The 25024-nt window shown below is 62.5% G+C and carries 25 protein-coding genes; 12 read left to right on the plus strand and 13 right to left on the minus strand.

Translation table 11 applies throughout. The features are described from left to right. Positions 1–27: 27 nt before the first annotated feature. Positions 28–621: a lipoprotein insertase outer membrane protein LolB gene (gene lolB, locus ACFPN2_RS08800; protein ID WP_380596237.1), complete on the minus strand. Its 594-nt coding sequence runs from the start codon at positions 619–621 to the stop codon at positions 28–30. A gap of 2 nt (positions 622–623) precedes the next feature. After that, positions 624–2315, minus strand: a complete 1692-nt coding sequence (locus tag ACFPN2_RS08805) for a tetratricopeptide repeat protein (RefSeq protein ID WP_380596238.1) — start codon at positions 2313–2315, stop codon at positions 624–626. Between the two features lie 110 nt (positions 2316–2425). Here ACFPN2_RS08805 and hemA point away from each other — a divergent pair, with 110 nt between their 5' ends. The 4 genes from hemA to ACFPN2_RS08825 are packed head-to-tail and all read left to right on the plus strand — an operon-like array spanning position 2426 to position 6572. Then, positions 2426–3751, plus strand: a complete 1326-nt coding sequence (gene hemA, locus ACFPN2_RS08810) for a glutamyl-tRNA reductase (RefSeq protein ID WP_380596239.1) — start codon at positions 2426–2428, stop codon at positions 3749–3751. Continuing rightward, positions 3751–4833, plus strand: a complete 1083-nt coding sequence (gene prfA / locus ACFPN2_RS08815; protein ID WP_380596240.1) for a peptide chain release factor 1 — start codon at positions 3751–3753, stop codon at positions 4831–4833. The genes hemA and prfA overlap by 1 nt, the downstream gene beginning before the upstream one ends. A gap of 18 nt (positions 4834–4851) precedes the next feature. Further along, positions 4852–5583 (plus strand): RDD family protein, encoded by a 732-nt coding sequence (locus ACFPN2_RS08820; RefSeq protein WP_380596241.1) that lies wholly within the window; start codon positions 4852–4854, stop codon positions 5581–5583. After that, entirely contained in the window at positions 5580–6572 is a 993-nt protein-coding gene (locus ACFPN2_RS08825) for a stage II sporulation protein M (protein ID WP_380596242.1), read from the plus strand. The genes ACFPN2_RS08820 and ACFPN2_RS08825 overlap by 4 nt, the downstream gene beginning before the upstream one ends. Here the strand turns inward: ACFPN2_RS08825 and ACFPN2_RS08830 are convergent. Genes ACFPN2_RS08830 through ACFPN2_RS08850 form a run of 5 tightly spaced genes read right to left on the minus strand, consistent with a single transcriptional unit; the run spans position 6550 to position 11822 of the window. Then, positions 6550–7848 carry a DUF58 domain-containing protein gene (locus tag ACFPN2_RS08830; protein ID WP_380596243.1) on the minus strand — a complete coding sequence of 433 codons (1299 nt, stop codon included), beginning with the start codon at positions 7846–7848 and terminating at the stop codon, positions 6550–6552. The two genes, ACFPN2_RS08825 and ACFPN2_RS08830, sit on opposite strands and share 23 nt — an antisense overlap. A gap of 3 nt (positions 7849–7851) precedes the next feature. After that, positions 7852–8790, minus strand: a complete 939-nt coding sequence (locus tag ACFPN2_RS08835) for an AAA family ATPase (protein WP_380596244.1) — start codon at positions 8788–8790, stop codon at positions 7852–7854. Positions 8791–8799: 9 nt separating this feature from the next. Beyond that, positions 8800–10101, minus strand: a complete 1302-nt coding sequence (locus ACFPN2_RS08840; protein ID WP_380596245.1) for a DUF4350 domain-containing protein — start codon at positions 10099–10101, stop codon at positions 8800–8802. After that, entirely contained in the window at positions 10098–11015 is a 918-nt protein-coding gene (locus tag ACFPN2_RS08845) for a hypothetical protein (RefSeq protein WP_380596246.1), read from the minus strand. The genes ACFPN2_RS08840 and ACFPN2_RS08845 overlap by 4 nt, the downstream gene beginning before the upstream one ends. Before the next feature lie 3 nt (positions 11016–11018). Then, the gene (locus tag ACFPN2_RS08850; protein WP_380596247.1) at positions 11019–11822 is read right to left on the minus strand and encodes a hypothetical protein; all 804 of its coding nucleotides are present in this window, start codon (positions 11820–11822) and stop codon (positions 11019–11021) included. A 218-nt stretch (positions 11823–12040) separates the two neighbouring features. On the opposite strand from ACFPN2_RS08850, the gene ACFPN2_RS08855 reads away from it, so the two are divergent. Together ACFPN2_RS08855 and ACFPN2_RS08860 are read left to right on the plus strand one after the other, a co-directional pair. Further along, positions 12041–12904: an SPFH domain-containing protein gene (locus tag ACFPN2_RS08855; RefSeq protein ID WP_380596248.1), complete on the plus strand. Its 864-nt coding sequence runs from the start codon at positions 12041–12043 to the stop codon at positions 12902–12904. A gap of 5 nt (positions 12905–12909) precedes the next feature. After that, positions 12910–13110, plus strand: a complete 201-nt coding sequence (locus ACFPN2_RS08860) for a type II toxin-antitoxin system antitoxin (protein ID WP_380596249.1) — start codon at positions 12910–12912, stop codon at positions 13108–13110. Here ACFPN2_RS08860 and ACFPN2_RS08865 read toward each other — a convergent pair. Beyond that, positions 13107–14270 (minus strand): trans-sulfuration enzyme family protein, encoded by a 1164-nt coding sequence (locus tag ACFPN2_RS08865; RefSeq protein WP_380596250.1) that lies wholly within the window; start codon positions 14268–14270, stop codon positions 13107–13109. The genes ACFPN2_RS08860 and ACFPN2_RS08865 overlap by 4 nt on opposite strands. Positions 14271–14467: 197 nt before the next feature. Continuing rightward, positions 14468–15832, minus strand: coding sequence for a pyridoxal-phosphate dependent enzyme (locus ACFPN2_RS08870; protein WP_380596251.1), 1365 nt, complete (start codon positions 15830–15832; stop codon positions 14468–14470). A 45-nt stretch (positions 15833–15877) separates the two neighbouring features. On the opposite strand from ACFPN2_RS08870, the gene prmC reads away from it, so the two are divergent. Both prmC and ACFPN2_RS08880 read left to right on the plus strand, forming a co-directional pair. Then, the gene (prmC, locus tag ACFPN2_RS08875) at positions 15878–16744 is read left to right on the plus strand and encodes a peptide chain release factor N(5)-glutamine methyltransferase (RefSeq protein ID WP_380596252.1); all 867 of its coding nucleotides are present in this window, start codon (positions 15878–15880) and stop codon (positions 16742–16744) included. A gap of 35 nt (positions 16745–16779) precedes the next feature. Further along, a complete protein-coding gene (locus ACFPN2_RS08880; RefSeq protein ID WP_380596253.1) occupies positions 16780–17277 on the plus strand; it encodes a peptidylprolyl isomerase in 498 nt (165 codons plus the stop codon). A gap of 137 nt (positions 17278–17414) precedes the next feature. Here the strand turns inward: ACFPN2_RS08880 and ACFPN2_RS08885 are convergent, their stop codons facing one another. Continuing rightward, on the minus strand, positions 17415–18197 hold the full coding sequence (locus ACFPN2_RS08885) for an outer membrane beta-barrel protein (RefSeq protein ID WP_380596254.1): 783 nt from the start codon (positions 18195–18197) through the stop codon (positions 17415–17417). A 180-nt stretch (positions 18198–18377) separates the two neighbouring features. On the opposite strand from ACFPN2_RS08885, the gene mtgA reads away from it, so the two are divergent. Beyond that, positions 18378–19079, plus strand: a complete 702-nt coding sequence (mtgA, locus tag ACFPN2_RS08890; RefSeq protein ID WP_380596255.1) for a monofunctional biosynthetic peptidoglycan transglycosylase — start codon at positions 18378–18380, stop codon at positions 19077–19079. Here mtgA and ACFPN2_RS08895 read toward each other — a convergent pair. The 3 genes from ACFPN2_RS08895 to hppD are packed head-to-tail and all read right to left on the minus strand — an operon-like array spanning position 19076 to position 22302. Beyond that, the gene (locus tag ACFPN2_RS08895; RefSeq protein WP_380596256.1) at positions 19076–20059 is read right to left on the minus strand and encodes a fumarylacetoacetate hydrolase family protein; all 984 of its coding nucleotides are present in this window, start codon (positions 20057–20059) and stop codon (positions 19076–19078) included. The genes mtgA and ACFPN2_RS08895 overlap by 4 nt on opposite strands. 41 nt (positions 20060–20100) lie before the next feature. Further along, on the minus strand, positions 20101–21228 hold the full coding sequence (locus tag ACFPN2_RS08900) for a homogentisate 1,2-dioxygenase (RefSeq protein WP_380596257.1): 1128 nt from the start codon (positions 21226–21228) through the stop codon (positions 20101–20103). A gap of 12 nt (positions 21229–21240) precedes the next feature. Then, positions 21241–22302, minus strand: coding sequence for a 4-hydroxyphenylpyruvate dioxygenase (hppD, locus tag ACFPN2_RS08905; RefSeq protein WP_380596258.1), 1062 nt, complete (start codon positions 22300–22302; stop codon positions 21241–21243). Positions 22303–22382: 80 nt separating this feature from the next. On the opposite strand from hppD, the gene ACFPN2_RS08910 reads away from it, so the two are divergent. The 3 genes from ACFPN2_RS08910 to ACFPN2_RS08920 all read left to right on the plus strand — a co-directional run bounded on the left by ACFPN2_RS08910 (position 22383) and on the right by ACFPN2_RS08920 (position 25018). Beyond that, positions 22383–22880 carry a MarR family winged helix-turn-helix transcriptional regulator gene (locus tag ACFPN2_RS08910; protein ID WP_380596259.1) on the plus strand — a complete coding sequence of 166 codons (498 nt, stop codon included), beginning with the start codon at positions 22383–22385 and terminating at the stop codon, positions 22878–22880. Positions 22881–22945: 65 nt separating this feature from the next. Continuing rightward, complete coding sequence (gene pdhA, locus ACFPN2_RS08915) at positions 22946–24031, plus strand: pyruvate dehydrogenase (acetyl-transferring) E1 component subunit alpha (protein ID WP_380596260.1); 1086 nt, start codon at positions 22946–22948, stop codon at positions 24029–24031. A 9-nt stretch (positions 24032–24040) separates the two neighbouring features. Then, positions 24041–25018 carry an alpha-ketoacid dehydrogenase subunit beta gene (locus ACFPN2_RS08920; RefSeq protein ID WP_380596261.1) on the plus strand — a complete coding sequence of 326 codons (978 nt, stop codon included), beginning with the start codon at positions 24041–24043 and terminating at the stop codon, positions 25016–25018. The last annotated feature ends 6 nt before the right edge of the window (positions 25019–25024 follow it).

Raw genomic sequence — 25024 nt, forward strand, 5'->3', positions numbered from 1 at the left:
GCGCGGCCACCCGGCGGGCATGATGCCTCATTGTCCCAGTTGCCAGCGATCTACAACGATGCGCACGCGCGCGTCGCCGCTAGTGGCGGTGATGCGCATGGGGACACGAGCGCCGGGCTCGGTCGAAAAGCGCTGATAGTCGATGCGCCAGCCGGCTTGTTCGAGCGTGGTCACGCCGTTTTGGTTTTCTTCATGCCATTGATGCTCGCCGGGCGCGGCGACACCGAGCATCCAGTAACGCAGATTGCCGGCGGGCACGGCGGTGCCGAGGCGGTTTTGCAGTTCGTCCCAGGCGGCGTCGGATTCCAATTTGAGGCCGTCGCTGGTTTGCAAAACGAGATTGGGATTGCCGCCGGAGCCGCGCATCTCCAAGTGCACGCCACCAATGCCGATCGGGCCGCGGATGTCGACGTTGGAAACATCGCCGCGCTGTTGCCACTCGAAGCTGCCCGAACCGCCGTTCTCCGGCCCGGAGACGCCGAGCCTTCCACGAGCTTGCCAACGATCGAGGTCTTTTAGGTCAGCCGGAATCGCGGTGCCCGGACTGGGGCCTTTGGGCGTGGTGGCACAGCCAGCCGCAAGTAAAAAAACGGCTGCCAGTACCAGTCGCGTCGTGGCCACGATCAATTCAGCTTCTGCAGGCGCTGCTTGATCTCGTTATTTTCCGGGTAACGCTCGCTGGCGCGCTTCCATACGTCGCGCGCATCGTCTTTGCGATCCAACGCGATCAGCACTTCGCCGAGGTGCAGGTCCACTTCGGGGTCGTTGATCCGGCGCTTGGCGTGCTCTAGATAACCGAGAGCATCTTGCGAGCGGCCGACCCGGTGCAGGGCCCAGCCCATGCTATCGAGTACAGCACCGCTATCCGGTGTCTCGGTGAGCGCCTGCTCGATCAGATCCAGGCCTTCTTTGTGATGACGCGTGCGATCGACCAGTGTGTAGCCTAGCGCGTTGGTCGCCGATGGATCGTTGGGTCGATCCGCGACGAGGTGGCGCAGATCCGCGATGGCCTCGTCCACCTTGTCCGCCGATTCGAGCTGGAAGATGCGCGCGAAGCGCAGTTCCACCGCATCGGGATAGGCCTTCAACGCCGTATCCAGCAAGGCGAGCGCGCCGGCGCTATCGCCATTGGCACTCAACAAGGAGGCGCGGGCGGTAATCGTCTCGATCCGGTACTGAGGACGGGTGGCGCCGAATTCCTCGAGGTGTTTCAACCCCGCATCCAGTCCTTCCTGTTTCACTTTGAGACGGGCCAGTCGCGTCTGCGCGGCCATCGCGAATTCGCCGCCGGTGACACGGGCGTAGATCTGCGCGGCGTCATCCCAAGCTTCGCGGCCTTCGGCGATGGCGCCGAGATAGAACAGCGATTCGTAAACGAACCGGCCGCTGGACACCAGATTGCTGAAACGTTGCGCCGCCGAGTCGCGATTGCCGAGCTGGAAGTCGATATCCGCCAGCGCACGCTCGACGACGGTGCCGGTGGACTCGCTGTTGGCGAGCGCGCTCAGTTCTTTGCGCCCCTGCTCCTCCTTGCCCGCCTGCATCAGCATCAGCGCATATTCGAGCCGGTTCGAGTCCTGATTGTCCTGATCGATGACCTGCTTGGCGGTGGCCAGCGCGCCATCGGCGTCGCCGGTCAACATTTGCAGCCGGGCCAGCAGCAGGCCGGCGGGCGACCAGTACGGCCCCAGCTCGCGGGCCTTGCGCGCATGTTCCATCGCCAGCGCCAGGTTGTCCGACTGGGACGCCGCCTGCGACAGCGCGTAATGCGCTTCTGTCACATCGGGATACTTCACGATCAGCTGGCGAAGCACGGCGGTGGCACCGCTCGGCGTGCCCTCGTCCGCCAGTTGGGGCAGCAGCGCCAGGAAACCGGCCTGCGGATTGATGAACGCCGTATCCAGCAGAATGCCCAGGTGCTCGGCGGCCGTGTTGATCCTATATAGATGTAGAGCGGCGAACGCGGCGAAGCGCCGGGCCTCTTCATTGGTGTGGTTCAGCTCCAGCCAGCGCTCGGCGGCGGCCTGCACCACGGTCCATTGCCGATGCTCGTGGGCGACGCGGGTAGCCTGCTCAGCCAGCTCCTCGTCGTTGGAGGCCTGGGCGGCTCGGAGATACGCCTTGGAGGCTTCCAGGTATTGTCCCCGTTGCAAGGCCATTTCGGCGCCCAATACCAGGGCATTGGGATCGGCCGGCAAATTCTCGGCGGCCGCCTCCCGCTTGCTGGCTGGGGTGGTACAAGCTGCCAGCACGGCCGTGACCATCAAGGCCGCGAGACGCGGAGACAAGCGGAATGGACGAGGAAGTGGGCTCATTGTCGGATGACTATATCAGCTGGTTTAAAACTCGGGATCGGCCTTACCGCGTCGCTTGTCATTAGTGGGCCCTTCCCCGACAATCCGCACCCGTCGCGACTGCAGCCGGCATGCCACTCGTCGTCATAGGAATCAATCACCGCACCGCGCCCGTCGAAATCCGCGAAAAGATGGTCTTTGCGGGCGAGGAGCTGCCCGAGGCCTTGCGGGAGTTGGCCGGCCAGCCGGGGGTGCGCGAAGCGTTGATCGTTTCCACCTGTAACCGCACCGAGCTCTATTGTTTCGCGGACGACAGCCCCGGCGGGGAATCCACCGACCGATCCCATAACGGGCCAGCGCCCGCGCCGGATCCCTCGCTGCCCCTGTCCAACTGGCTGGCGCACTGGCACGACCTGGCCACGCATCGGCTGGACATCGATCAAACCCTGTATCGGATGCATGGCACGGCAGCGGTCCAGCACTTGTTCGCGGTCGCCTGCGGCCTGGATTCCCTCGTGATCGGCGAGCCGCAGATCCTGGGCCAGCTCAAGGACGCCTATCGGGCCGCGCTTGACCAGAAAGTCACCGGTCCCTATTTGAACCGGGTGATGCAGACAGCGTTCTCGGTCGCCAAGCGGGTGCGAACGCAGACTCGCATCGGTGCCAATGCTGTCTCGGTCGCTTATGCCGCGGTATCGCTGGCGCGCACCGTGTTCGAGAAGTTCTCCGGCCACACCGCCTTGCTGGTTGGTGCCGGCGAGACGATCGCGTTGGCCGCGCGCCATCTGCACGCGAACGGCCTGGGCCGGATGATCGTCGCGAATCGCAGTATCGGTCGCGCCCAGGAGCTGGCCGCCGAGTTCAAAGGCTTTGCGATCGGCATCGACGACATCGCAACCCACTTGCCCGAAGCGGACATCGTGATCACCTCGACCGCCAGCCCGACGCCTGTGATCACGTACGACGCGGTTCAAGCGGCGGTCAAAGCGCGCAAGCGCAAGCCGATCTTCATGGTCGACATCGCCGTGCCGCGCGACATCGAAGCCGAGGTGTCGAAGATTGAGGACGTGTATCTCTTCACCATCGACGACTTGCAGAACGTGGTGAATGAAAACCTGGCGTCGCGCCGCGAGGCGGCGCGCGACGCGAGTGAAATGCTGGCGACCGAAGTGTCGGTATTCGAGCAGCAGCTGAAAACGCTGGACGCGGTGCCGACCATCCGGCAACTGCGCGACGACGCCGAAGCGCTGCGCTCGCAGACCGCCGAGCAAGCGCGGCGTATGCTGGCAGCCGGGCGCGATCCCCAGGAAGTGATGGATTTCCTGGCCTCGACGCTCACCAATCGCCTGTTGCATGGCCCGAGCCAGCGGCTGCGAGAAGCCGCCGAACGAGGCGAAGTGGAGTTACTGGAAGCCGCGCGCATCTTGTTTGCCGCCGGCTCTCCCGATCAAAACTGATGAAAGATTCGATACGCATCAAGCTGGAAAAGCTGGCCGAGCGCCACGAGGAAGTCAGCGGCCTGCTGGCCGATCCTGGCGTGATCGGCGATACCAATAAGTTTCGCGACCTGTCGGTGGAATATTCCAAGCTCGACCCGGTGGTGGCGCGCTACAAGGCCTATCTCGGCACGCTCGCCGAGCGCGCCTCGGCGCGCGAGATGGCCGAAGGCGCCGATCCCGAAATGCGCGAGCTCGGCCAGGAAGAGCTGGCCAGCCTCAATGCGCGCATCGAGGTCGAAGAGGAAGCGCTCGCCAAGGAGCTCATTCCCAAGGACGAGCGCGACGAAAGTAACATTTATCTGGAAGTGCGCGCCGGCACCGGCGGCGACGAGGCCGCGATCTTCGCCGGCGATTTGTTTCGTATGTATTCGCGCTACGCCAGTCAGCACGGCTGGAATGTGGAAGTGCTGTCGGAGAGCGCCGGCGAGCACGGCGGCTACAAGGAAGTCATCAGTCGCGTGGTCGGCCGCGGCGCGTTCTCCCATCTGAAATTCGAGTCCGGCACCCATCGCGTGCAACGCGTGCCGGCAACCGAGGCGCAAGGTCGCATTCATACATCAGCGTGCACGGTCGCGATCCTGCCGGAGCTGGATGAGATCGAGCCCATCGAGCTCAATCCCGCGGACCTGCGCATCGACACATTTCGCGCCTCGGGCGCCGGCGGTCAGCACGTCAACAAGACCGACTCCGCGATTCGCGTCACGCACTTGCCCACCGGCATCGTGGTGGAATGTCAGGATGAACGCTCGCAGCACAAGAACCGCTCGCGTGCGCTGTCTTTGCTCAAAGCCAAGCTAAAGGCCGCCGAGCAGGAAAAGCGCGATCAGGCGGAGGCCAGCTCGCGCAAGCTGCAGGTCGGCTCGGGCGATCGTTCCGAACGGATCCGGACTTATAACTTTCCGCAGGGCCGCGTGACCGACCATCGCATCAACCTGACGCTGTACAAGCTCGCCGACGTCATCAACGGCGATCTGGGCGGGCTGATCCAGCCGTTGCAGCAGGAATATCAGGCCGAGCAGCTGGCGCGGATCGTGGAGTAACAGGAACAAGGAACAGCCATGGCCGCGCCTCAGGTCAGCCTGCAGAGCATTACCGGCGTCGATGTCGAGCTGCGCATCGCCGGGATCGGCAGCCGCAGCTATGCCTTCGTGATCGACTGGCACATCCGGGCGCTGCTTGCGTTCGCATGGTGGTCGGTGGGCACCATGCTGGCGCCCGGCGCGTTCGCATCGCTGTTCACTGAAGAAACGTCGCCGGGCTACTACCTGTGGGTCGTCGTGCCGACCGCGGTCATTTATTTCTTTTATCACCCGGTCGTCGAGGTGCTCATGCGCGGCAGTACACCGGGCAAGCGCATGGCCGGCGTGCGCATCGTCACGCGCACCGGCGACATTCCCAACGCCGGCGCCTTGTTGATCCGGAATGTGTTTCGCCTGGTCGACTCGTTGCCCTTCGCCTATCTGGTCGGGCTGATTGCCACCATGTTCACCGCCCAGCACGTTCGCATCGGCGACATCGCCGCCGGCACGCTGCTGATTCTCGACGGCAAAGAACACAACGTATCGTTGGCCCGACTCGCGCCGGCGAACAGTGCGCTCGATCCGCGCGCCGCGGATTTGATCCATGAATTGCTGGAACGCTGGATGCAGCTCGATAACAAGACGCGCGGCGAGCTTGCCCGCTCCATGCTGGCCCGAGTCGACAAGTCCATCTCGCCCGAGCAGCTTGCGGAACTCAGCACTATTGAGCTGAGAACCCGTCTACAGGCGCTGCTGAACCCGGCCTCATGAGCGCCGAAGCCGGCATGCAAGCGTGGCTCGCGTCTCGCGTCGAGACGTGGCGGCAACTCGCGCCTCAGCTCGAAGCGCTCGAAAAGAGTCGCAACCATTCCGCCGCCGAAGCACAGCAAGCCATCGAGTTATATCGCGCGCTCGGTCGGGATCTATCGATCGCGCGGCGCATCCTGCCGGCGAGCCGGGTGACCAAGGCACTGGAGCATAGCTACGTCAAGCTGCACTCCATCATCTATCGCAAGCCGCACGACTGGCGAGCCCGTCTGCTCAGCTTGTTTCGGGAAGAGATTCCCGACGTCGTGCACCAGCTGCGCGGCGCGATTTTTTGGGTGACGCTGCTGTTCATGCTCAGTGCCGGCGCCGGCTGGTGGCTGATCTCCGCGCATCCCGAACTGATCTCGCTGCTCGCCGACGAAGAAGCCATCAACGGCGTCGAGAGCGGCAAGCTGTGGACCGACGGCCTGCTCAACGTGACACCGTCTTCGGTGCTGTCGATCGGCATCCTGTCGAACAACATCGCCGTGACCCTCATGGCGTTCTGCGTCGGCATCTTTTTCGGGCTGGGCACGTTTTATCTGATCGCCACCAACGGACTGATGCTCGGCGCCATGTTCGCATTCACTCATCAGCACGGTCTGGGTGGCGAGCTATTGAAGTTCGTCACCGCGCACGGTGTGGTCGAGCTGTCGGTGATTTGTATTGCCGGCGCGGCCGGCACGATGCTCGGCGAGTCCTTGATCCGTCCGACGCATCCGACGCGTCGCGAATCGTTTCAGCACGCGGCGACCAAAGTGTCGCGCTTGCTGGTGCTGTGCGCGTTGTTACTGGTGGGCTGCGGCTTCATCGAGGGCTATCTGTCGCCCGATCCCGATTTCCCCATGATCAGCCGCGTCATAGTCGGTTTCGGCTACGGCGTCGTGATGGTGGCCGCGCTGACCGGTCACTTGTTCGGACGGAAGCGCGTCAAACCCGCCGTCGATTCCTGAACTCGAGATACGCGTCGAACACGGCGCGTTCCATATGCTCGGGCCGCGACACCAAGGCCGGCGCGCCCAACGCTCGCAGGGCTCGAACATTGCGTTCCAGTCGCGAGACATATTCATGAGCGGCCAGCGCCTCATACGGATCGAGCCAGGAACGCGCCGGCGCATCGCGCATCGCCTCCGCTTCCGGACTGGAGATGCCGGCGATCAGCGGCAAATGTTTCGGTAACAGCAGACGCGCTGCCGATGCGAGCTGGCCGGCTACCGTGGCGTCGTCCACATCGGTCAACATCACGATCAAACTGCGATGACGCACGAGCGTGCGAATGCGCAGTGCCGCGTTCAATGGGTTCGACTCCGCCAGCTTCGGCGTCGCCGCCGCCAGCATCTGACGGATTCGCAGTACGCTGCCAATACCTCGCCCCGGCGCGAGCGTCGCGAGCGGTTGATCGGCAAACAACATGACGCCGACCCGATCGTCCTGCGCGACCGCATGTTCGGCGAAGCGAGCGGCGAGATTGATGTAATGACCGAGACGATCCAGATCGCCGGCGCGCAAGGCGCTGGTCCGCCCCACATCGATGGCGATGACGATATCGAGGTGCTGATCTTCGGTGTAATCGCGACTGATCAAGCGGCCGCGTCGCGCCGTCGCTTTCCAATCGATCGCGTTCTGCGGATCGCCGACGCGATACTCACGAAGCTGCAGAATCTCGGCACCCGCGCCTTGATTGACGTGAGCCCGCGTCCCGCCGCTGACGGCACTGATGCGCCCCGCCGCGTCACGTAACAACTCCGGCATCACTTTGAAGGAGTAGCCCGGCTCAAGACGACGCGACCACCACGCCAACCCCAGCGGCCCGCCGATGCGCGCCTGCATTCCAGGCCACGCGTTTTGTCCGAGCCGTCGAGGCGTCGCGCGTAACTCGATGGCCGCCGCTTCGCCAGAGGGCACGGACAGCACCCGAATCTCATTATCGATCTCGACCGCTTCGGGTGCGGCTGGCGCGACCTGAATATCCAGCGCTCGCCCCAGTGCGTGACGAAACAAGAGCTGCAGCGGCATCGAGCGGCCCAATATTCCTTGAGCCGGCGCATCGATCGTCACATTCGTTCGCGCCCGCGTGACCGTCATGCCTTCGTAGGCCAGCCCGAGCAGCAACAGTGCGAGCGGCAACAGCCACAACCGCTGCAGATCCGCCTCACCGCTCCAGGTGCCGAGAATGGCGACGAGCACGGTGAGCACCGCGAATACGAGGCCATTGAGACGAAGATGCATGACTCAGCGCGGGACCGGCGTGCGATCGAGCAACTGCTGCGTGATCGTCTGCTCAGTCACGCCTTCGAGCAGCGCTTCGGGCGCCAGCATCAAACGATGGGGAATAACCAGCGGCGCCACTTGTTTCACATCGTCCGGCGTCACGAACTCCGCACCGCGCATACCGGCAGCGATTCGCGCCGCACGTACCAGCGCCAACACGCCGCGAGTGGAAAGACCGAGACTGACATGAGCATGCGAACGTGACGCCGCTGCCAGATCGATCACGTAACCCGACAACTCGGGCGCAATGTGAACCTGCTCGACGGCTTGACGAACCGCGGTGAGATCGATCGGCGGCAACTGTTGCGAGTCGACGCGAGCATGCGCGTCTGTGTTGCCGTAGCGAGCGACGATGGCCAGCTCATCCTCGCGCGCCGGATAAGTGAGATCGACCCGTAACATGAAACGATCGAGCTGCGACTCGGGCAGCGGGAAGGTGCCTTCGAATTCGCGCGGATTCTGGGTCGCGACCACCAGAAAGTTTTCCGGCAGCGCATAGTTCTGACGGTCCACCGTGACCTGACGCTCTTCCATCGCTTCGAGCAGCGCCGACTGCGTCTTCGGGCCGGCACGATTGATCTCGTCGACCAGCAGCACATCGGCGAACACCGGACCGTGACGAAACACGAACTGCCGCTGCTCGGCGTCGTAAGCGTGCACGCCGGTGATATCGGCGGGCATCAGATCGGAGGTGCCCTGCACGCGCTTGAACACGCCACGCAACGAGGCGGCCAGCGACTTGCTGAGCAATGTTTTACCCAGACCGGGCGCACCTTGCAGCAGCACGTGACCGCGAGCGACGACCGCAATCGCCAGCGCGCGAACGACCGGCTGCAAGCCGAGCACCACTGCGCCCAATTCCTGCTGCAAACGTTGTTCGAAATCTACCAGGGCGTTCATTCTTGTTCCCTATTCCAGAGCTGTTCGCAATCGTATCAGCAGGTTATGCAGCTGCGACAAATTGACGCGCTTGCCTTGCTGGGCCTTGGCATGCAGAGCTTGCAAGCTTTCGACATCCCGCTCCGACACCATCGTCTGCGCGCCCAGCCAGTCCCACATCGGCGTCGTGCCCGACGGCAGACCGTGGCGCTTGCGCGCGTCGTTGAAAAAATTCGCGATCATTTGCTGAGCGACGGTCGCAGGTTGCATCACACGCGCCATGAACCCACCCGTGGCTCGCACGAACCCCGTGATGTCCACCGGATTCCAGCTCGATTGTGACGGGCGCAGTCGCTGCGACCCGAGCACGAACAGCAGCCACAAGCCCAACAGCCACCACAACGTCGCGTGCAGGCGCGAGTCGCCGAAGAACGCATCGGGATCGTAGAAGGCGACCAGGCCTTGATGCGCGTCGTCGAGGATCACCTTGCCACCGCCGCGCAACGACCAGCGCACGATGTTGGCGATCAGATGCGCGTTGTCGGTCTCACCGAGCAACCTGTTCCCGAGAATGCTGCCGTAGGCGCTGACGATGATCTGCCCTTCGCCTTCGGACAACAGCCACAGCACCGGCACGCCCGACTCGGGATCGTGCGCCAGCTCCAGCACACTCGTGCCCTTCGCCCAACCTTCCCATTTCGCCGTGGGATAATCGGACAGCGCGCTCACCTTGCTCACCCCTTCGAGCAGCGGATGCGCGCCCGCAGGTCGCATCTCCAACTGCAGCGGCTCGGCGAGCTTGGTCTGCGCGGCGATCACTTGCGCCGGCGTCGCCGCCTTGGCCGGATCGTCCTTTTCTTTGTCGCTGTCCTCGTCCTCTTCGACACGCTGCTCGAAATGCATGCGTGTCATGGACTCCAGGTGCTCCAGAAACTGAGCGTCGCCGCGACGATCCATGGACCAGTCCGGTGTATCGGACAATCCCGCGACGATGAATAACGTATTGCCTCGTTGCACCCAGCGACGCAATGGCAGGACTTCAGAATCGCGGATCGGGTACAGATGGGGCGCGGCGGTGATCAGCAGGTTGCCGGTGTGAGCTTCGAGGCCGGGAACCTCGCTCAATTTCGTGAAGCGGTCCCGCAGCGAGAGTACCGGCACATGCTCTGCCGCCAGCCAGCGCGTGAAGCCGAGATAGCCGTTCGGGCCAGCTTCGATGCTGGTCGGACGCGTCGGATATTGCTCCGGCGTCGACGGCTTCGGTGCCATCACCACGTAGAACGCAACGAATGCGCAGATGGCAAGCGCGAATGTAAGCAAGCGATCTTTCATGTCGCCGCCTTCAGTTGCGCGTCGAGGCTGCGTCCAACGCGGAGCGCTTCACTCAGGTCGTCGCTCGCGACATCCTTGCCGCTGAAAACTTCACGCTCGGCGAGCTGTGCGATCTTTTGGAAAGATTCGCGCTGAGCGGCATCGTCGAAGCGCGCCCGTCCCGTCAGTTCGCGATGAGTCAGACTCTGCGCGCCATTCAAGCGACCGGTCTTGACCAACGTTGCAATCAACATTCTCAGCAGCGCGGACGGTCGCTCGCCACTCGTCTCCAGAGCCAATCCGCCCGATCCGCCCGCGCCAGCGAGGTCGGCCGCCGCTCCCCCTGCGGACTTGCGATGCCGACCCCGGGCCGCCACGCGCACCTCATTGATGACGATCCCCAGCGCGAGCAACACCACCAGCGCGACAGAGCCGTATATCAACGCCTGTTGCACCACTTCGGGCAGCGGATGCTCCGCCAGCCAGCGACTCAGCCAGGACTCGGTCTCGGCATCGGACTGGACTTGTTTCTTTTCGAAGAGCTCGCGCAACCAGCGCTTGAGACGCTCGTACCAGGACAGCGATTGCTCCGGCACCGGAGGCTTCCGTAACGACTCGAGTTCCGGTGCGAGACTCCCGGTGTCGATGGCCGCGAGCTCGGGCTCATTCTCATAGCGAGCGACGAGCGTGCGCAGGGTGCTCAAGCCATCGCGACTCAGCACACTGAGCTGATTATCGGAAACCAGATCCGTGAGCCCGAGCTCTTCCAGGGCCACACGGATATCCGGGCACGTGTCCTCGATATCGTCCAGACCGAGGACATCGGGATCGAGCGCTTGAATACAAACGTCGAGAACATGCCGCGGCGAGCCCTCGCTTTGCGCGAAGGCCGCGGGCATGACAAACAACAGCAGAACGAGAAACGCTGAACGCACGAATCAGGCGGCGCTCAATGCATCCACACGCGCGGCGAGATCGCCGCCTTCCTTGCGCAACTTCAAATCCCAGTAGAGCGCAATCATCACCGCACTTGTGAACGGCGAGATGAGTATGTTGACCACGGCATTCAGCACCAGCTGCACGACCATGCCCGCTACGAGGGAATCCGCGGCCATGCCGGCGAAGGGCGTGATGATCGCAACGACAAAACCCACCGCGATAAAGAGCACGAACAGCAGGATCGCGGTCACCGTGAACACGGCACAGGTGCGCCACCAGTTGCCCCAGACCAGCTTGTGACTACCGACCACGGCGTCGATCGGGCCTTTGGTGTCGAACACCACCAGCGCCATATACATGATCAGGCTCAGCATCAGGATCAGGCCGGGCACGATCAGCAGAATGGATCCCAGCGTAATCGCCACGCCGTACACGATGGTCGCGCCGATCAACGGCAGCAGGCGAACCAGTGCCACTCGAAACGCCTCGCCGGTGCTCATCGACTCATCGCTGCCAATCGCCCGCTGCTTCAGCAACATCGCGCTGGCGCCCCACATCGAGGGCAGGACCGTGATCAGCACCACCACGACCATATTGCGGAAGAAGGACATGTTGCCCGAGGCAATGGCCTGGGGATCGAGAGCGGACATGCCAATGAACAGAAAATACAGCCCCGGCAGCAGGCTCATGACCGCGATCAGCAGCGAGATGGGCCACACCGCGCCAAGCGACTCTTTGTACAACTGGAACGCGGTGTCCAGAACGCCGCCGATGCCCTGCGGCTGGTTGGGCTGAATGGCCATTGCACGAATCTCCCTGGTGTTTGTCTCGATGGATCGCGAGATACAGCGCCCGCTGTGGCGCATCGGCGGCGCAGATCATCGCGGTGGCCCGAGCCAATGGCAAATATCCCTTTCGCAAAACCAGGGGCTTAGCCGTGTCCGGAGGGCCGCCACCGGAAAGTGATATCACTCTGATATCTATCCATGATAGGGTCGGCCTGAAAAATCAGGAGAAGGCCATGAAAGAACGACAAGTATTGACCCTGCCCGGCGTGCCCATGGTGTTGATCCTGCTGGTATTGATGGCGCTTTGCGGCTGGTGGCTGTGGCACTCCGTGATGGCCTTCGTCTCGCCCGTACCGCCCATCGTCGCCGGAGCGCTGGTGGCTTTCTGCGGCATGGGTTTCTTCATCGTCCAGCCGAACCAGGCCGCGGTGATGCAGTTCTTTGGCAAGTACGTCGGCTCGGAGCGCACCAGCGGGCTGCGCTGGGCCAACCCGTTCTACAGCAAGAAGACTGTGACTCTGCGTGTGCGCAACTTCGAGTCCAGCAAGTTGAAGGTCAACGATCTGGAAGGCTCGCCCATCGAGATCGCGGCGGTGGTGGTCTGGCAGGTGCACGATGCCGCCGAGGCCGTGTTCAACGTGGACGATTACGAAAACTTCGTGCAGGTTCAGAGCGAGGCGGCGCTGCGCCAGATGGCGACCTCGTATCCCTACGATCTGCACGAGGAGCACAAGATCGCGCTTCGTTCGCACGCCACCGAAATCAACGAGCACCTTCGCAATGAAATCCAGGATCGGCTGGCGCAAGCGGGACTGACGGTGATCGAAGCTCGTGTCAGCCATCTCGCCTACGCGCCCGAGATCGCGCAGGCCATGCTCCAACGTCAGCAGGCGGCTGCAATCATCGCTGCTCGTACGCGCATCGTCGAAGGCGCAGTGACCATGGTGCACATGGCGCTCGAACAGCTGGCGAAGAAAGATGTGGTCCACCTCGACGAAGAGCGTAAGGCGGCGATGGTGTCGAATCTGTTGGTGGTGTTGTGCGGTGAGCGCGGCACGCAGCCTGTGGTCAACACCGGCACTTTGTATAGCGGCTGAATCCGTTGGCGGAGAAAAAAGCTTATCCGCTGCGTATCAGCAGCGATGTACTCGACGCCGTGCAACGCTGGGCGGCGGACGAGCTGCGCAGTGTGAATGCGCAGATCGAGTACGTCCTGCGCGACGCGCTTCGTAAGGCGGGACGAATCAGTCCCACCGCGCCCCCGCCGCCCGTCGAAGGCGGCGAGGACACAGAAGGCTCTTAAACGGCGAGCGCCTGCTCCAGATCCGCGAGCAGGTCTTCGACGTCTTCGATCCCCACCGACAGCCGGATCAACGAGTCGTCGATGCCGAGCTCGCGGCGCTTTTCAGGCGGAATCGACGCGTGGGTCATCAGGCCGGGATGGTCGACCAGACTTTCCACGCCGCCCAGGCTTTCCGCGATGGTGAAGATCCGGCAGCGCTCGAGGAAATGTTTGGCCTCGCCCAGGCCGCCCTTCACGAAGAACGTGACGATGCCGCTGAAGCCATTCTGCATCTGACGCTTGGCCAGCTGATGCTGCGGATGGCTGGCGAGCCCCGGATACAACACCTTCGCGACGCGCGAATGTTTCTCCAGCCAGCCAGCGATTCGTAACGCGCTCTCGCTCGACTGACGCATGCGCAACGCCAGTGTTTTCAACCCGCGCAACGCGAGGAAGCTATCGAACGGTCCGCTGACTGCGCCGACCGCGTTCTGCAGGAACCCGATCTTCTCCGCGAGCTCATTGTTTCCAGTGACCGCGACACCGCCGATCATGTCGGAGTGGCCGTTCAAATATTTGGTGGCCGAATGCATGGTGATGTCGGCGCCGAGCTCGATCGGCCGCTGCACCCACGGGCTCGCGAACGTGTTGTCGACGACGGTGAGAATGTTTCGCTTGCGCGCGAACTCGGCGACCTGCGCGATATCGACCAGGCGCAGGGTCGGATTGGTCGGCGTTTCGATCCAGATCATTTTGGTCGTCGGGCGCACCGCGGCTTCCAAGGCCTTTTGGCTGGTCAGATCCGCGAAGGTGATATCGAGTCCCGCCGAACGTTTACGCACCCGCTCGAACAGGCGGAACGTGCCGCCGTACAGGTCGTCCATCGCCACGATGTGACTTCCGGCATCGAGCAATTCCAGCAGCGTGCTGGTCGCCGCCATGCCCGACGCGAACGCGAACCCGCGCACGCCGCCTTCGAGATCGGCGATGCATTTCTCCCAGGCGTTGCGAGTGGGATTCGAGGTGCGAGAGTAGTCGTACCCCTTGTGGACGCCGGGGCTGCTCTGAGCATAGGTGGAGGTGGCGTAGATCGGCGGCATCACCGCACCCGTGCTCGGATCGGGAGCCTGACCGGCATGGATGCAGCGAGTGCCGAAACGCAACGAAGCGGAATCAGTCATGATGGGTACCGTTTATAACTTAGCCGAATGCTTTCGCCAGCCGGCGCTTCGCACCGGCGGCGGGTTTGTCCTGGTTAGCTCGACCGGCGCTGCGCGCCGGCGGCGAGAGAGTTCCAGTTGGCCGGGCCGGCCGCAGCGCCGGCCCACTGAAAATTCAGTTGCCGGCTGGCGACGCAAGTCGCCCAGCAAGGATTGCATCACTTCACCTGCCGGCGGAGGTAGTTGAGCACGTCAGAGCGCGTCACCAGGCCGAGAAACTTTTCGCCATCCATCACGGCGGCCGACGAGCGCACCTCGAGCATGGCCACCAGGTTATTGAGCGTCTGACTCTTGTCGACGCGCAGGAACGTGCTGGTCATTGCCTTATTGACCGGCTCGTTGAAACGTTCCGGATGGCCGAAGGCAAATCGCAGGATGTCATCTTCAGTAACGACGCCGATGAGTCTCTCTCCATCCATCACCGGCAACTGCGAGAAGCCCGCGTTGCGTAGACGATTGTGTGCCGTAGTGAGCACGTCGTTCGGCCCGACCGTGATCGTGGCTCGCTCGCCGTGCGGGCGGCCGATCAAGTCGCGCAAGTCGCCGTAGGTCTCGCGCTGGATGAAGCCCTGATCCTCCATCCAGAAATCGTTGTACAGCTTCGACAAATAACGCGCGCCCGTATCGCACGCCAACGTCACGACGCGCTTCGGTGTTTTCTGCTCACGGCAATAGCGCAAAGCTGAAGCGAGCAACGTGCCGGTCGAAGAGCCGGCGAGCACGCCTTCTTTCTGTAGCAACTCGCGCGCGACCGAGAACGACTCGCCGTCCGAGATGCTGTACGCACGCTTGGTCATGGAAAAGTCGGCGATCTCGGGAATGAAATCTTCGCCGATGCCTTCGACCAGCCAGCCGGTCTTCTGAGTCATTTTCCCGGTGGTGATGAACTCCGCGAGAATGGAGCCGACCGGATCGGCCAGCACCAGCTCCACATGCGGCGCATGTTTCTTGAAGAACGCCGCGAGGCCGGCGATCGTGCCGCTCGAGCCCACACCGATAACCACGGCGTCCAGCTTCTGCTCCATCTGCTCCCAGATTTCCGGCGCGGTGGTGAATTCGTGCGCCTTGGGATTGTCGGGATTGGCGAACTGATTGATGAAATACGCGCCCTGGCGTTTGGCGATGGCCGCGCCCAGGTCCTGGTAATACTCGGGATGGCCCTTGCCCACATCCGAGCGCGTCAACACCACTTCGGCGCCGAGGGCGCGCAGGTTGAAGATTTTTTCCTGGCTCATTTTGTCCGGTAACACCAGAATGAGCCGGTAGCCCTTTTGCGCGGCGACCAGCGCGAGGCCCAGGCCGGTATTGCCGGCAGTAGCTTCGACGATGACGCCGCCGGGCTTCAGATCGCCCCGGCGCTCGGCCTCCTCGATCATGGACAGGCCGATGCGATCCTTGATGGAGCCGCCCGGATTCATGTACTCGAGCTTCAGGTACAGCTCGCAGGGCCCCGTATCGAGCCGATGCAGCCGCAACATGGGAGTGCGGCCAATCATCTCGATCGCGTTCTGGTAAACGTGCATGGAAGACTCCGTCAGCAATCCAAGTGTGTTAGTCCAGCGTCATTCATGCCCGCCGTCAAATCCTCGCAAACCGTATCCGATGCTCTGCATACCGCAACGATGTTGTTGTCGCGGTCCTCGCCATCCGCGCGACTCGATGCCGAGTTGCTGCTGGAGTATGTGACCGGGCTGTCACGGACCAATTTCCGCGCCAATCCGGAGCGCGAGCTGCCTGCCAACGCCGGCTGGTCGTTTCAGCAGCTGGTCAAGCGTCGCTCGCTGGGCGAACCGGTTGCATACATCCGCCAGCAACAGGAGTTCTGGTCGCTGCTGCTGGAAGTGAGCCCGGCGGTGCTGATTCCGCGACCGGAGACCGAATTGGTCGTCGAGCGCACCTTGACCCATATAAATAAGGAAGACCCGGTCCGAGTTGCCGACCTGGGCACCGGAAGTGGCGCAATTGCGCTCGCCCTCGCGTCTGAACTGCGGCAGGCGCAAGTCACCGCCATCGATGCGTCGAAGGATGCGCTGGAGCTGGCCAGTCGTAATATCGGGCGACTCCAGCTGACCAACGTCTCGTTATTACACGGCAGCTGGTTTGCGCCCGTGGCCGGGCAGAAATTCCATGCGATCGCGTCCAATCCCCCCTACATCGCGCAGGACGATCCCGACCTCGCCCCCGACGTGCGTAAGTTCGAGCCGGTCATGGCGCTGATCTCGGGGCGGACCGGTTTCGAAGCCATCGACACCATCATCCGCGAAGCGCCGACACACCTGGAAGCTGAAGGCTGGCTGGTGCTGGAGCACGGCTGGAAGCAGGCGGAGGGGGTCCGTCAGCGGCTTGTGCGTCAAGGCTTCGTTCACGTAACCTCGCACGCCGATCTGGCCGGCCACGAACGCGTCACCGAAGGCCAGTGGCCCGGCCCTCGATGAGGACCGTGGCCAGAGCCACCTAGAGGATCATTCCCATGCTCGAATTCAAGACCACCAAAGGCACCTTCACCGTCCAGCTGTTCGACAAGCAGGCGCCGATCACGGTGGAGAACTTTTATCGCTATGCCGACGAAGGCTTTTTCGACGGCACCATTTTTCATCGCGTGATCCCGAACTTCATGGTTCAGGGCGGCGGCCTGACCGAAGACCTGAAGAACAAGAAAGGTCACGAGCCGATCAAGAATGAAGCCACCAATGGCTTGAAGAACAAGCGCGGCACGTTGTCGATGGCCCGCACCAACGACATCAACAGCGCGACCTCGCAGTTCTTCATCAATGTCGTCGACAACGACTTCCTGGACCACAAGGGCGCCAGCAACTACGGCTATGCCGTGTTCGGTCGCATCGATTCAGGCATGGACGTGGTCGATGCCATCGTCGGCGTGAAGACCGGCAGCCGGGGCGGCCATCAGGACGTGCCGGTCGAGCCGATCATCATCGAGTCGGTCAAGCGCATCGAACCGAAAGCCTGACAAACAAAATTTAGTTTTCGAGTACCTGCCCGGGTACAGGGATGTACCCCGACGCCGCAGGCGGCGGGCGAGCGGCAAAAGTCACGCCTTTTGCCGCCTCGCCACGAGGGTCGTCGCAGGATGCGCGATCCCGAGTTTTATTTGAACAACACCGACACGTTGATGACGTCGATATCGCTCTCGCCGTTCTTCTCGTCGTCGCCGACATCGAAGAAGCGCTGATATTCGACGCGCAGCGTGAAGCTCTGATTGATGTTCCAGGCCGCGCCCACACCGCCGAACAATTCGGTCTGGCTGGCATCCACACGGCGGTGGAGCAGATTGAAAACATCGCTCTGATCGACCCGGTCGATGTAACGCAAGCGGTTGGTGACGCGGGTATCGGCGTAATACACGCCGCCGCGCACGTGCAGATCGAAATGCTGGCCGAGCGGCAACATGCCCAACGCCGCGGCCGTGATGCCGGCGCTGGTCACCTGCAGCGAGCGCTCGAAGCCGCCATTCAACGAACGCGTGATTGCGGTCGAGCCGTCGCACGGACAGGGGTAGACATAGGTGCCCGAGATCGAGCCGCTCATGGTGTAGAGCAATTCGCCCAGGTCGACGTAACCCACTTCGGCCGCCACCCACTTATTGAACCGGAAGCCCACCTGCGCGCCCCACGGGGTCATGGTGTCATCCAGGTCGGAGCCCAGGATGGTGCCGGACAGGCTGGTGCCGGGAAGTCCGATCAGCGGAAACTCCTCGGCGAGCAGGTCGGCGACCACTTCGTCCGCATCGGCCTTGGAGCCGAAATCCATGTCGCCGCTGCCACCCCAGACGCCGAAATAGAATCCGCGATACTCTTCGGCGAACGCCGACGGCGCCGACAGCACACAGCTCAGCGCCAGACCAGCCAGCAAGCGCGTTTTATTGATCATGTCCCAAGCTCTCCGTAAGTTCCTTATCTGCGGGGAAATAGCCAAACCCGGATTTTGGGCGGGGATGGTAGACGATTATGTGCAATCAAACAGCGACTGGATCACACTTACCCGGCGCTTGCGCTGCTTTCGTGATCCACGTCCGTTTCGTCATCCGCAAAAATTCCACTGAATCGCCGCATGGCACGAATGTTTCGTTTCCTCCTCGGGCTGCTGGCCTTGCTACTTTTGCTGAGCCTCGGCCCCGTACTTCTACTGAGATGGGTGGACCCGCCGACCACGGCTTTCATGCTGCGGGAGTCCGGCCCGGTGCGGTACCGATGGGTGGATTGGGAGCAGATCTCGCCCCACATCAAGGTGGCAGTGATTGCGTCGGAGGATCAGAAGTTTCCGGAGCACCACGGCTTCGATTTCGATTCCATCAATGACGCGCTGGAGGATCGCGAGCGCGGCCGCCGGGTGCGCGGCGCCAGCACGCTGTCACAACAGGTCGCGAAGAATCTGTTTCTCTGGCCCGGGCAGAGCTGGATCCGCAAAGGCCTGGAAGCCTACTTCACCGTGCTGATCGAGACGCTGTGGCCGAAGAAGCGCATTCTCGAGGTGTATGTGAACATCGCGGAGTTCGGCACTGGCGTGTTCGGTGTGGGCGCCGCGTCCGAAGTGTTTTTCAGGAAGCCGGCGGCGCGACTCAGTGCCCCGGACGCCGCGCTGCTGGCAGCCGTGCTGCCGAATCCGAAGCGCATGAAGGTTCGCACGCCCTCGGTCTACGTCCGCTCGCGGCAGCTATGGATTCTTGGGCAGATGCGCGGGCTGGGTGGCGTCGGATTGTTACAAGAGATCGATCCGCCGCCACCGAAGCAGTCAAAGAAGCAGAGAACCTAGCCCGCGCGCACGACCTTCTGATCGATCGCGCCGAAGATGCTGCGACCGTCGCTGTCGAACATCTCGATGCGCACCGAGTCGCCGAACTTCATGAACGACGTGACCGGCTTGCCCTGCTCGATCTGTTCCAGCGTGCGACGCTCGGCGATGCACGCCGATCCCAGCGAACGGTCGTAATTGGAAATGGTCCCCGAGCCGAGCACGGTACCGGCGCGGGCATTGCGCGTCTTGACGATGTGCTCGATCAGGCGCGCGAAGTCGAAAGTCATATCGACACCGCAGTTCGGCTGACCGAAAGGTTTGCCGTTCACATGCACGACCAGCGGCAGATGAATCTTCGCGTCCGACCAGGCCGTGCCCAGCTCATCCGGAGTGACCGCCACCGGTGAAAACGCGGTGGCCGGCTTGGATTGATAGAACCCGAAGCCCTTGGCCAGCTCGTTCGGAATCAGATTACGCAACGACCAGTCGTTCACCAGCATCACCAGCTTGATGCGATCGAACGCAGCGTCGCGCTTCGTGCCCATCGGCACGTCGTCGGTGATCACAGCGACCTCGCCTTCCAGGTCGATGCCGAATTCCTCGCTCGGCACCGGCACGTCGTCGCGGGCACCCAGGAAATCATCCGAGCCACCTTGATACACCAGCGGATCGGTCCAGAAACTGGCCGGCATCTCCGCGCCGCGCGCCTTGCGCACCAGTTCGACGTGATTGACGTAAGCGGACCCGTCCACCCAATGATAGGCACGAGGCAGCGGCGCCATCGCACGCGACGGATCGAAGGCGAACGAGTCTTTCACCTCGCCCTTCTCCAGGGCCGCTGCGACCTCGGCCAACTTCGGCGATACGTTCGACCAGTCATCGAGCGCGGCCTGCATCGTCGGCGCGATGTGGCCGACCGCGACCGCTTTGCTCAGATCGCGGCTGACGACGACCAACTGCCCGTCGCGAGCAGCATTTTTCAGTGTAGCTAACTTCATTTCAGATCCAGCTTCAGATCGAGCGCACCGACGCGGCTGCGTTACTTCTGCTTCCAGCTATCGACATAGCCGGCCCATTCGACCGCGCTCGCGGACTCGGTGATCTCCAGCGCATCGCGCGTATCGATCATCACTGCGTACTCATCCGTCGCCGGCTTCGACTGCACCAGCATGTTCTTCAGCGCCTTCGGATGTGGGCCGTGCGTGAAGCCGCAAGGATGCAACGTCATCATTCCCGGCTTGATGTTGTCGCGCGAGAAGAAATCGCCCGCGTGATAGAACAACACCTCGTCGTAGTCGTCGTTGTTGTGGAAGAACGGCACCTTCAACGCACCGGCATCGGTTTCGAACGGCCGCGGCACGAACGTGCAGATCACGAACCGATTGCCGACGAACGTGGTGTGCGCCGATGGCGGTAAGTGATAGCGATGACTCATCACCGGCCGGATGTCTTTCACGTTGATGCGCACGACCGACAGATCGCCATGCCAGCCGGTCGCATCCAGCGGATTGAAGGGGTAAGTCACCTTCGAAATCGCATTGTTACGTTTGACGCGCACCTGCCAGCTACGATCGTCGCTCTGCTGAGCCAGGAACGCTGCGTCCATCTGCGGCACATCCAGCATCGCCGGATCGAAGATGGCGTGGTTGCCCAACAGGCCTTTGTCCGGCAGCGAGTAGCTCGAGTTGGTCGCTTCGATCAACAGCGCGAACATCGGCTCCTTCAGCTCGATACGCCACATTGTGCCGCGAGGGATCACGACGTAGTCGCCGGCTGCGATCGTCAGATGTCCGTAGTCACAATGAAACTCACCCGTGCCCCGATGCACGAAGATCAGTTCGTCGCCATCTGCATTGCGCGCCAGATGATCCATCGACTTGTCGGCATTCCACACCCGCACTCGAACGTTCGCGTTGCGCAGAATCTCCGCCGCTTGCCACGGCGATGTTTGCTCGCAATCCAGCTTGTTCAGATCGAACGCATGCGGACGCAGCGGTCCTTCGAACTCCACCCAGCCGGTCGGCGGATGACGATGATGAAAGAACGCGGCCGGGCCGAAGAAGCCTTCCTTACTGATCTCGCGCTCGAACGTCCCCTGCGGCAGGTCGGCATGCGCCTGCCGCGAGGCCGTGCCTGCGACGTGAGAGGGAGTGATGGGCCGTTTCATGGCACACCTCGTTTAAATCACACCGCGACGCATCTGGTCGAGTTCGATGGATTCGAACAAGGCCTTGAAGTTGCCTTCGCCGAAGCCGTCGTTGCCCTTGCGCTGGATGATCTCGAAAAAGATCGGGCCGATCACGTTCTGGGTGAAGATCTGCAACAGCAGGCCTTCGTTCTTGGCCGGGTTGCCGTCGAGCAAAATGCGACGCTTGCGCAACTCTTCCAGATTCTCGCGATGGCCCTCGACGCGCGCGTCGACACCTTCGTAATAAGTGTCCGGCGTGTCCTGGAACGCCACGCCCTGCTCGCGCAACACGTCGACCGTGCGCACGATGTCCGCGGTGCCGAGCGCGATGTGCTGAATGCCTTCGCCCTTGTACTCGCGCAGGTACTCTTCGATTTGCGACTTGTCGTCCTGGGACTCGTTGATCGGGATGCGGATCTTGCCGCAAGGGCTGGTCATGGCGCGGCTGAACAGGCCGGTCTTCTTGCCTTCGATATCGAAGTAACGGATCTCGCGGAAGTTGAACAGCTTCTCGTAGAAGCCGGCCCACTTGTCCATGTTGCCGCGAGCCACGTTGTGCGTCAGATGATCGATATAGGTCAGCCCGGCCGTGCGGCTCAAAGTCGCGCCTTTCACCGGCACGAAGTCGACGTCATAAATCGTTTGCTCGCCATAGCGGTCGACCAGATAGATCAGACTGCCGCCGATGCCTTCGATGGCCGGAATGTTCAGCTCCATCGGGCCGACGCGCGTCTCGACCGGCTTGGCACCGAGCTCGACACAACGCTTGAACGCGTACGCCGCGTCCTTCACCCGGAACGCCATGGCGCAGGCCGACGGCCCGTGCTCGCGCGCGAAACGCTGACCGAAGCTGTCCGGCTCGGCGTTGATGATGAAATTGATGTCGCCCTGCCGGTGCAACGTGACATTCTTGCTGCGATGACGGGCGGTGGCCGGAAAGCCGAGCCGCTCGAACAAGGTCCGCAACAACTCGGGATCTTCGGCGGTGTATTCGACGAACTCGAAGCCGTCGGTGCCGAGCGGGTTGTGACTGTCGTGGGCGGCGCTGCTCATACTCATTCCTCGGGTCCGGAACTAATGGTTACAATTGAAACTATATCGCCACGCGTCGTCAAGGGCCCTACTCGCAAGCCATGAACGGGACTAAAGAAAAAGTTGCCGAGCCGGCGCCGGAAGGCGCCTCGTTGCAGCTCGATCGTTTCATTCCCTACCGGCTGTCGGTGCTGACCAACACGGTCAGCATGGTGATCGCCAGCGCCTACGAGCGGGAGTTCGGCCTGAGCATCCCGCAATGGCGGGTGATGGCGGTGCTGGCTCAGTCTCCGGAACTGTCCGCCATCGAGGTCGCTGAACGCACGGCCATGGACAAAGTTGCGGTCAGCCGGGCGCTGCAAGGGCTGATCGACTCGAAGCGAGTCCTGCGCGCGTTCGACAAAGGCGACCGGCGCCGCTCCATCCTCCGCCTGTCCGCCGCTGGACAGGCGGTCTACACGCGGGTCGCGCCGATGGCCTTGCGCTACGAAGCCGAGTTGCTGAGCGCACTCAGTCCCAACGATCAGCGCATCCTCGATGACCTGCTGACGCGCCTGATGGACCAGGCAAAGTCCATGCAAGCAAGTCGCGACGTTTAGGAAGGAGTCGCTATAATTCGCGCCGCTTGCATAGCTGCGTCTTGCAGCTGAAGGAGCGGCAACGAGTGAGAACAGTGGCGGAGTTCCGGATCGAGTACCTGCGGCAGCTGAGCCCGCAGGGTCGTCCGCTCGATGAGCTGCCGGCGTTCGCAGCCGACAACGAGGAGTTGTTGAAGATGTTCGCGGCCATGCTGCGAGCCCGGACCTTCGACGCCAAGGCCATCAATCTGCAACGCACGGGCAAGCTCGGCACCTATGCGCCTTGCCTGGGTCAGGAAGCCGCCCATGTCGGCGTTGGCGCGGCGATGCGCCCCGAAGACTGCCTGGCCATCGTTTATCGCGAGATCGGCACCCTGTTCTGGCGCGGCGTGAGCATGACCGAAGTGCTGCTGTACTGGGGCGGCGACGAACGCGGTAACAACTTCGCCGTGCCCCGCCACGATTTCCCCTGGTGCGTGCCGATTGCGACTCAGACGCTGCACGCCGCCGGCGCCGCCATGGCATTCAAGATTCGCAAAGAGCCTCGTTGCGCCGTTGCGTATATCGGCGACGGCGGCACTTCCGAAGGCACCTTCTACGAAGCGATGAACCTGGCCGGCGCACGTCAGTTGCCGATCGTGTTCGTCGTGGTCAACAACAAGTGGGCGATCTCCGTGCCCATCGAAGAGCAGACGGCGTGCGAAACCCTGGCGCAGAAAGGCATTGCTGCCGGCATTCCGGGCGTCCAGGTCGATGGCAACGACGTGATCGCGGTCCGCGATTGCATGTCGCAAGCATTGGAGAAAGCCCGCAACGGTGGTGGCCCGACCGTCGTGGAAGCCCTCAGCTATCGCTTGAGCGATCACACCACCGCCGACGACGCGAGCCGCTATCGCGATGAAGCCGAAGTCGTCGAAGCCTGGAAAACCGAGCCGATGATCCGGCTGCGCAAGCTCCTCGAATCCCGCGGCGTGCTCGATGAAGCGCGCGAGCAGGCGATGAAGGCGCAATTCACGCGTGAGGTCGACGCCGCCGTTCAGGAATATCTGAACACGCCGCGCCAAGCCACCGACGCGATGTTCGAGCATCTGTACGCCAATCCGCCTCCGTACCTGGAGGAGCAGAAGGAACTCGCGCGTCGTTACGCCGGCACGGGCCGGCCTTCTCACTGAAGTCCTCGCATGCCCAAAGTCACAATGGTCGAAGCCATCGCGATGGCGCAGGCGTGGGAGCTGGCGAACGATCCCAGCGTGGTCGTGCTCGGCGAGGACGTCGGCAAGAGCGGCGGCGTATTTCGCGCCACCTCGGGCCTGTTCGAACGCTTCGGCGCCGATCGCGTGCAAGACACGCCGCTGGCGGAGAACATGATCGCCGGCATGTGTGTCGGCATGGCAGCCCAGGGCATGCGCCCGGTCGCCGAGATTCAGTTCATGGGCTTTCTATATCCGGCCATCGATCAGATCGTCAATCACATGAGCCGGCTGCGTCATCGCACGCGCGGGCGATTGTCGTGCCCGGTGGTCATTCGCACGCCGCACGGCGGCGGCATTCATGCGCCGGAACATCATTCGGAATCGGTTGAATCGATGATCGCGCACGTGCCCGGCATTCGCGTGGTCTGCCCTTCTTCGCCGGCTCGCGCCTATGGCTTGTTGCTCGCATCGATCCGCGATCCGGATCCGGTGCTGTTCCTCGAGCCGACGCGCATTTATCGACTGGCCAAACAGGAAGTGGCGGACGACGGCGTCGCGGCTCCGCTCGATGTTTGTTACATCCTGCGCGAAGGCGAAGACGTGACCATCGTGACCTGGGGCGCGATCGCGACCGACGTGCTGCAAGCGGCCGAGCAACTGGCGGCACAAGGCATCAGCGCGGAAGTGATCGATCTCGCGACCGTGAGCCCGATCGATTCGGAAACCATTCTGGATTCTGTGGCGAAGACCGGCCGGCTGGTGATCGTGCACGAGGCCGCGCGCAACTGTGGCGTCGGCGCCGAGATCGCCGCCATTGTCGCCGAGCACGGTCTTTATGATTTGCTGGCGCCGATTCAACGCGTCACCGGCTTCGATACCGTCGTGCCGCTGTACCGACTCGAGAACGATTACATCCCCAGCGTCACGCGCATCATGGATGCTGCCAAAGCGACCCTGGCCGGCTAGGAAGAA

It is taken from the genome of Steroidobacter flavus (genome assembly GCF_042651805.1).
GTDB lineage: Bacteria > Pseudomonadota > Gammaproteobacteria > Steroidobacterales > Steroidobacteraceae > Steroidobacter > Steroidobacter flavus.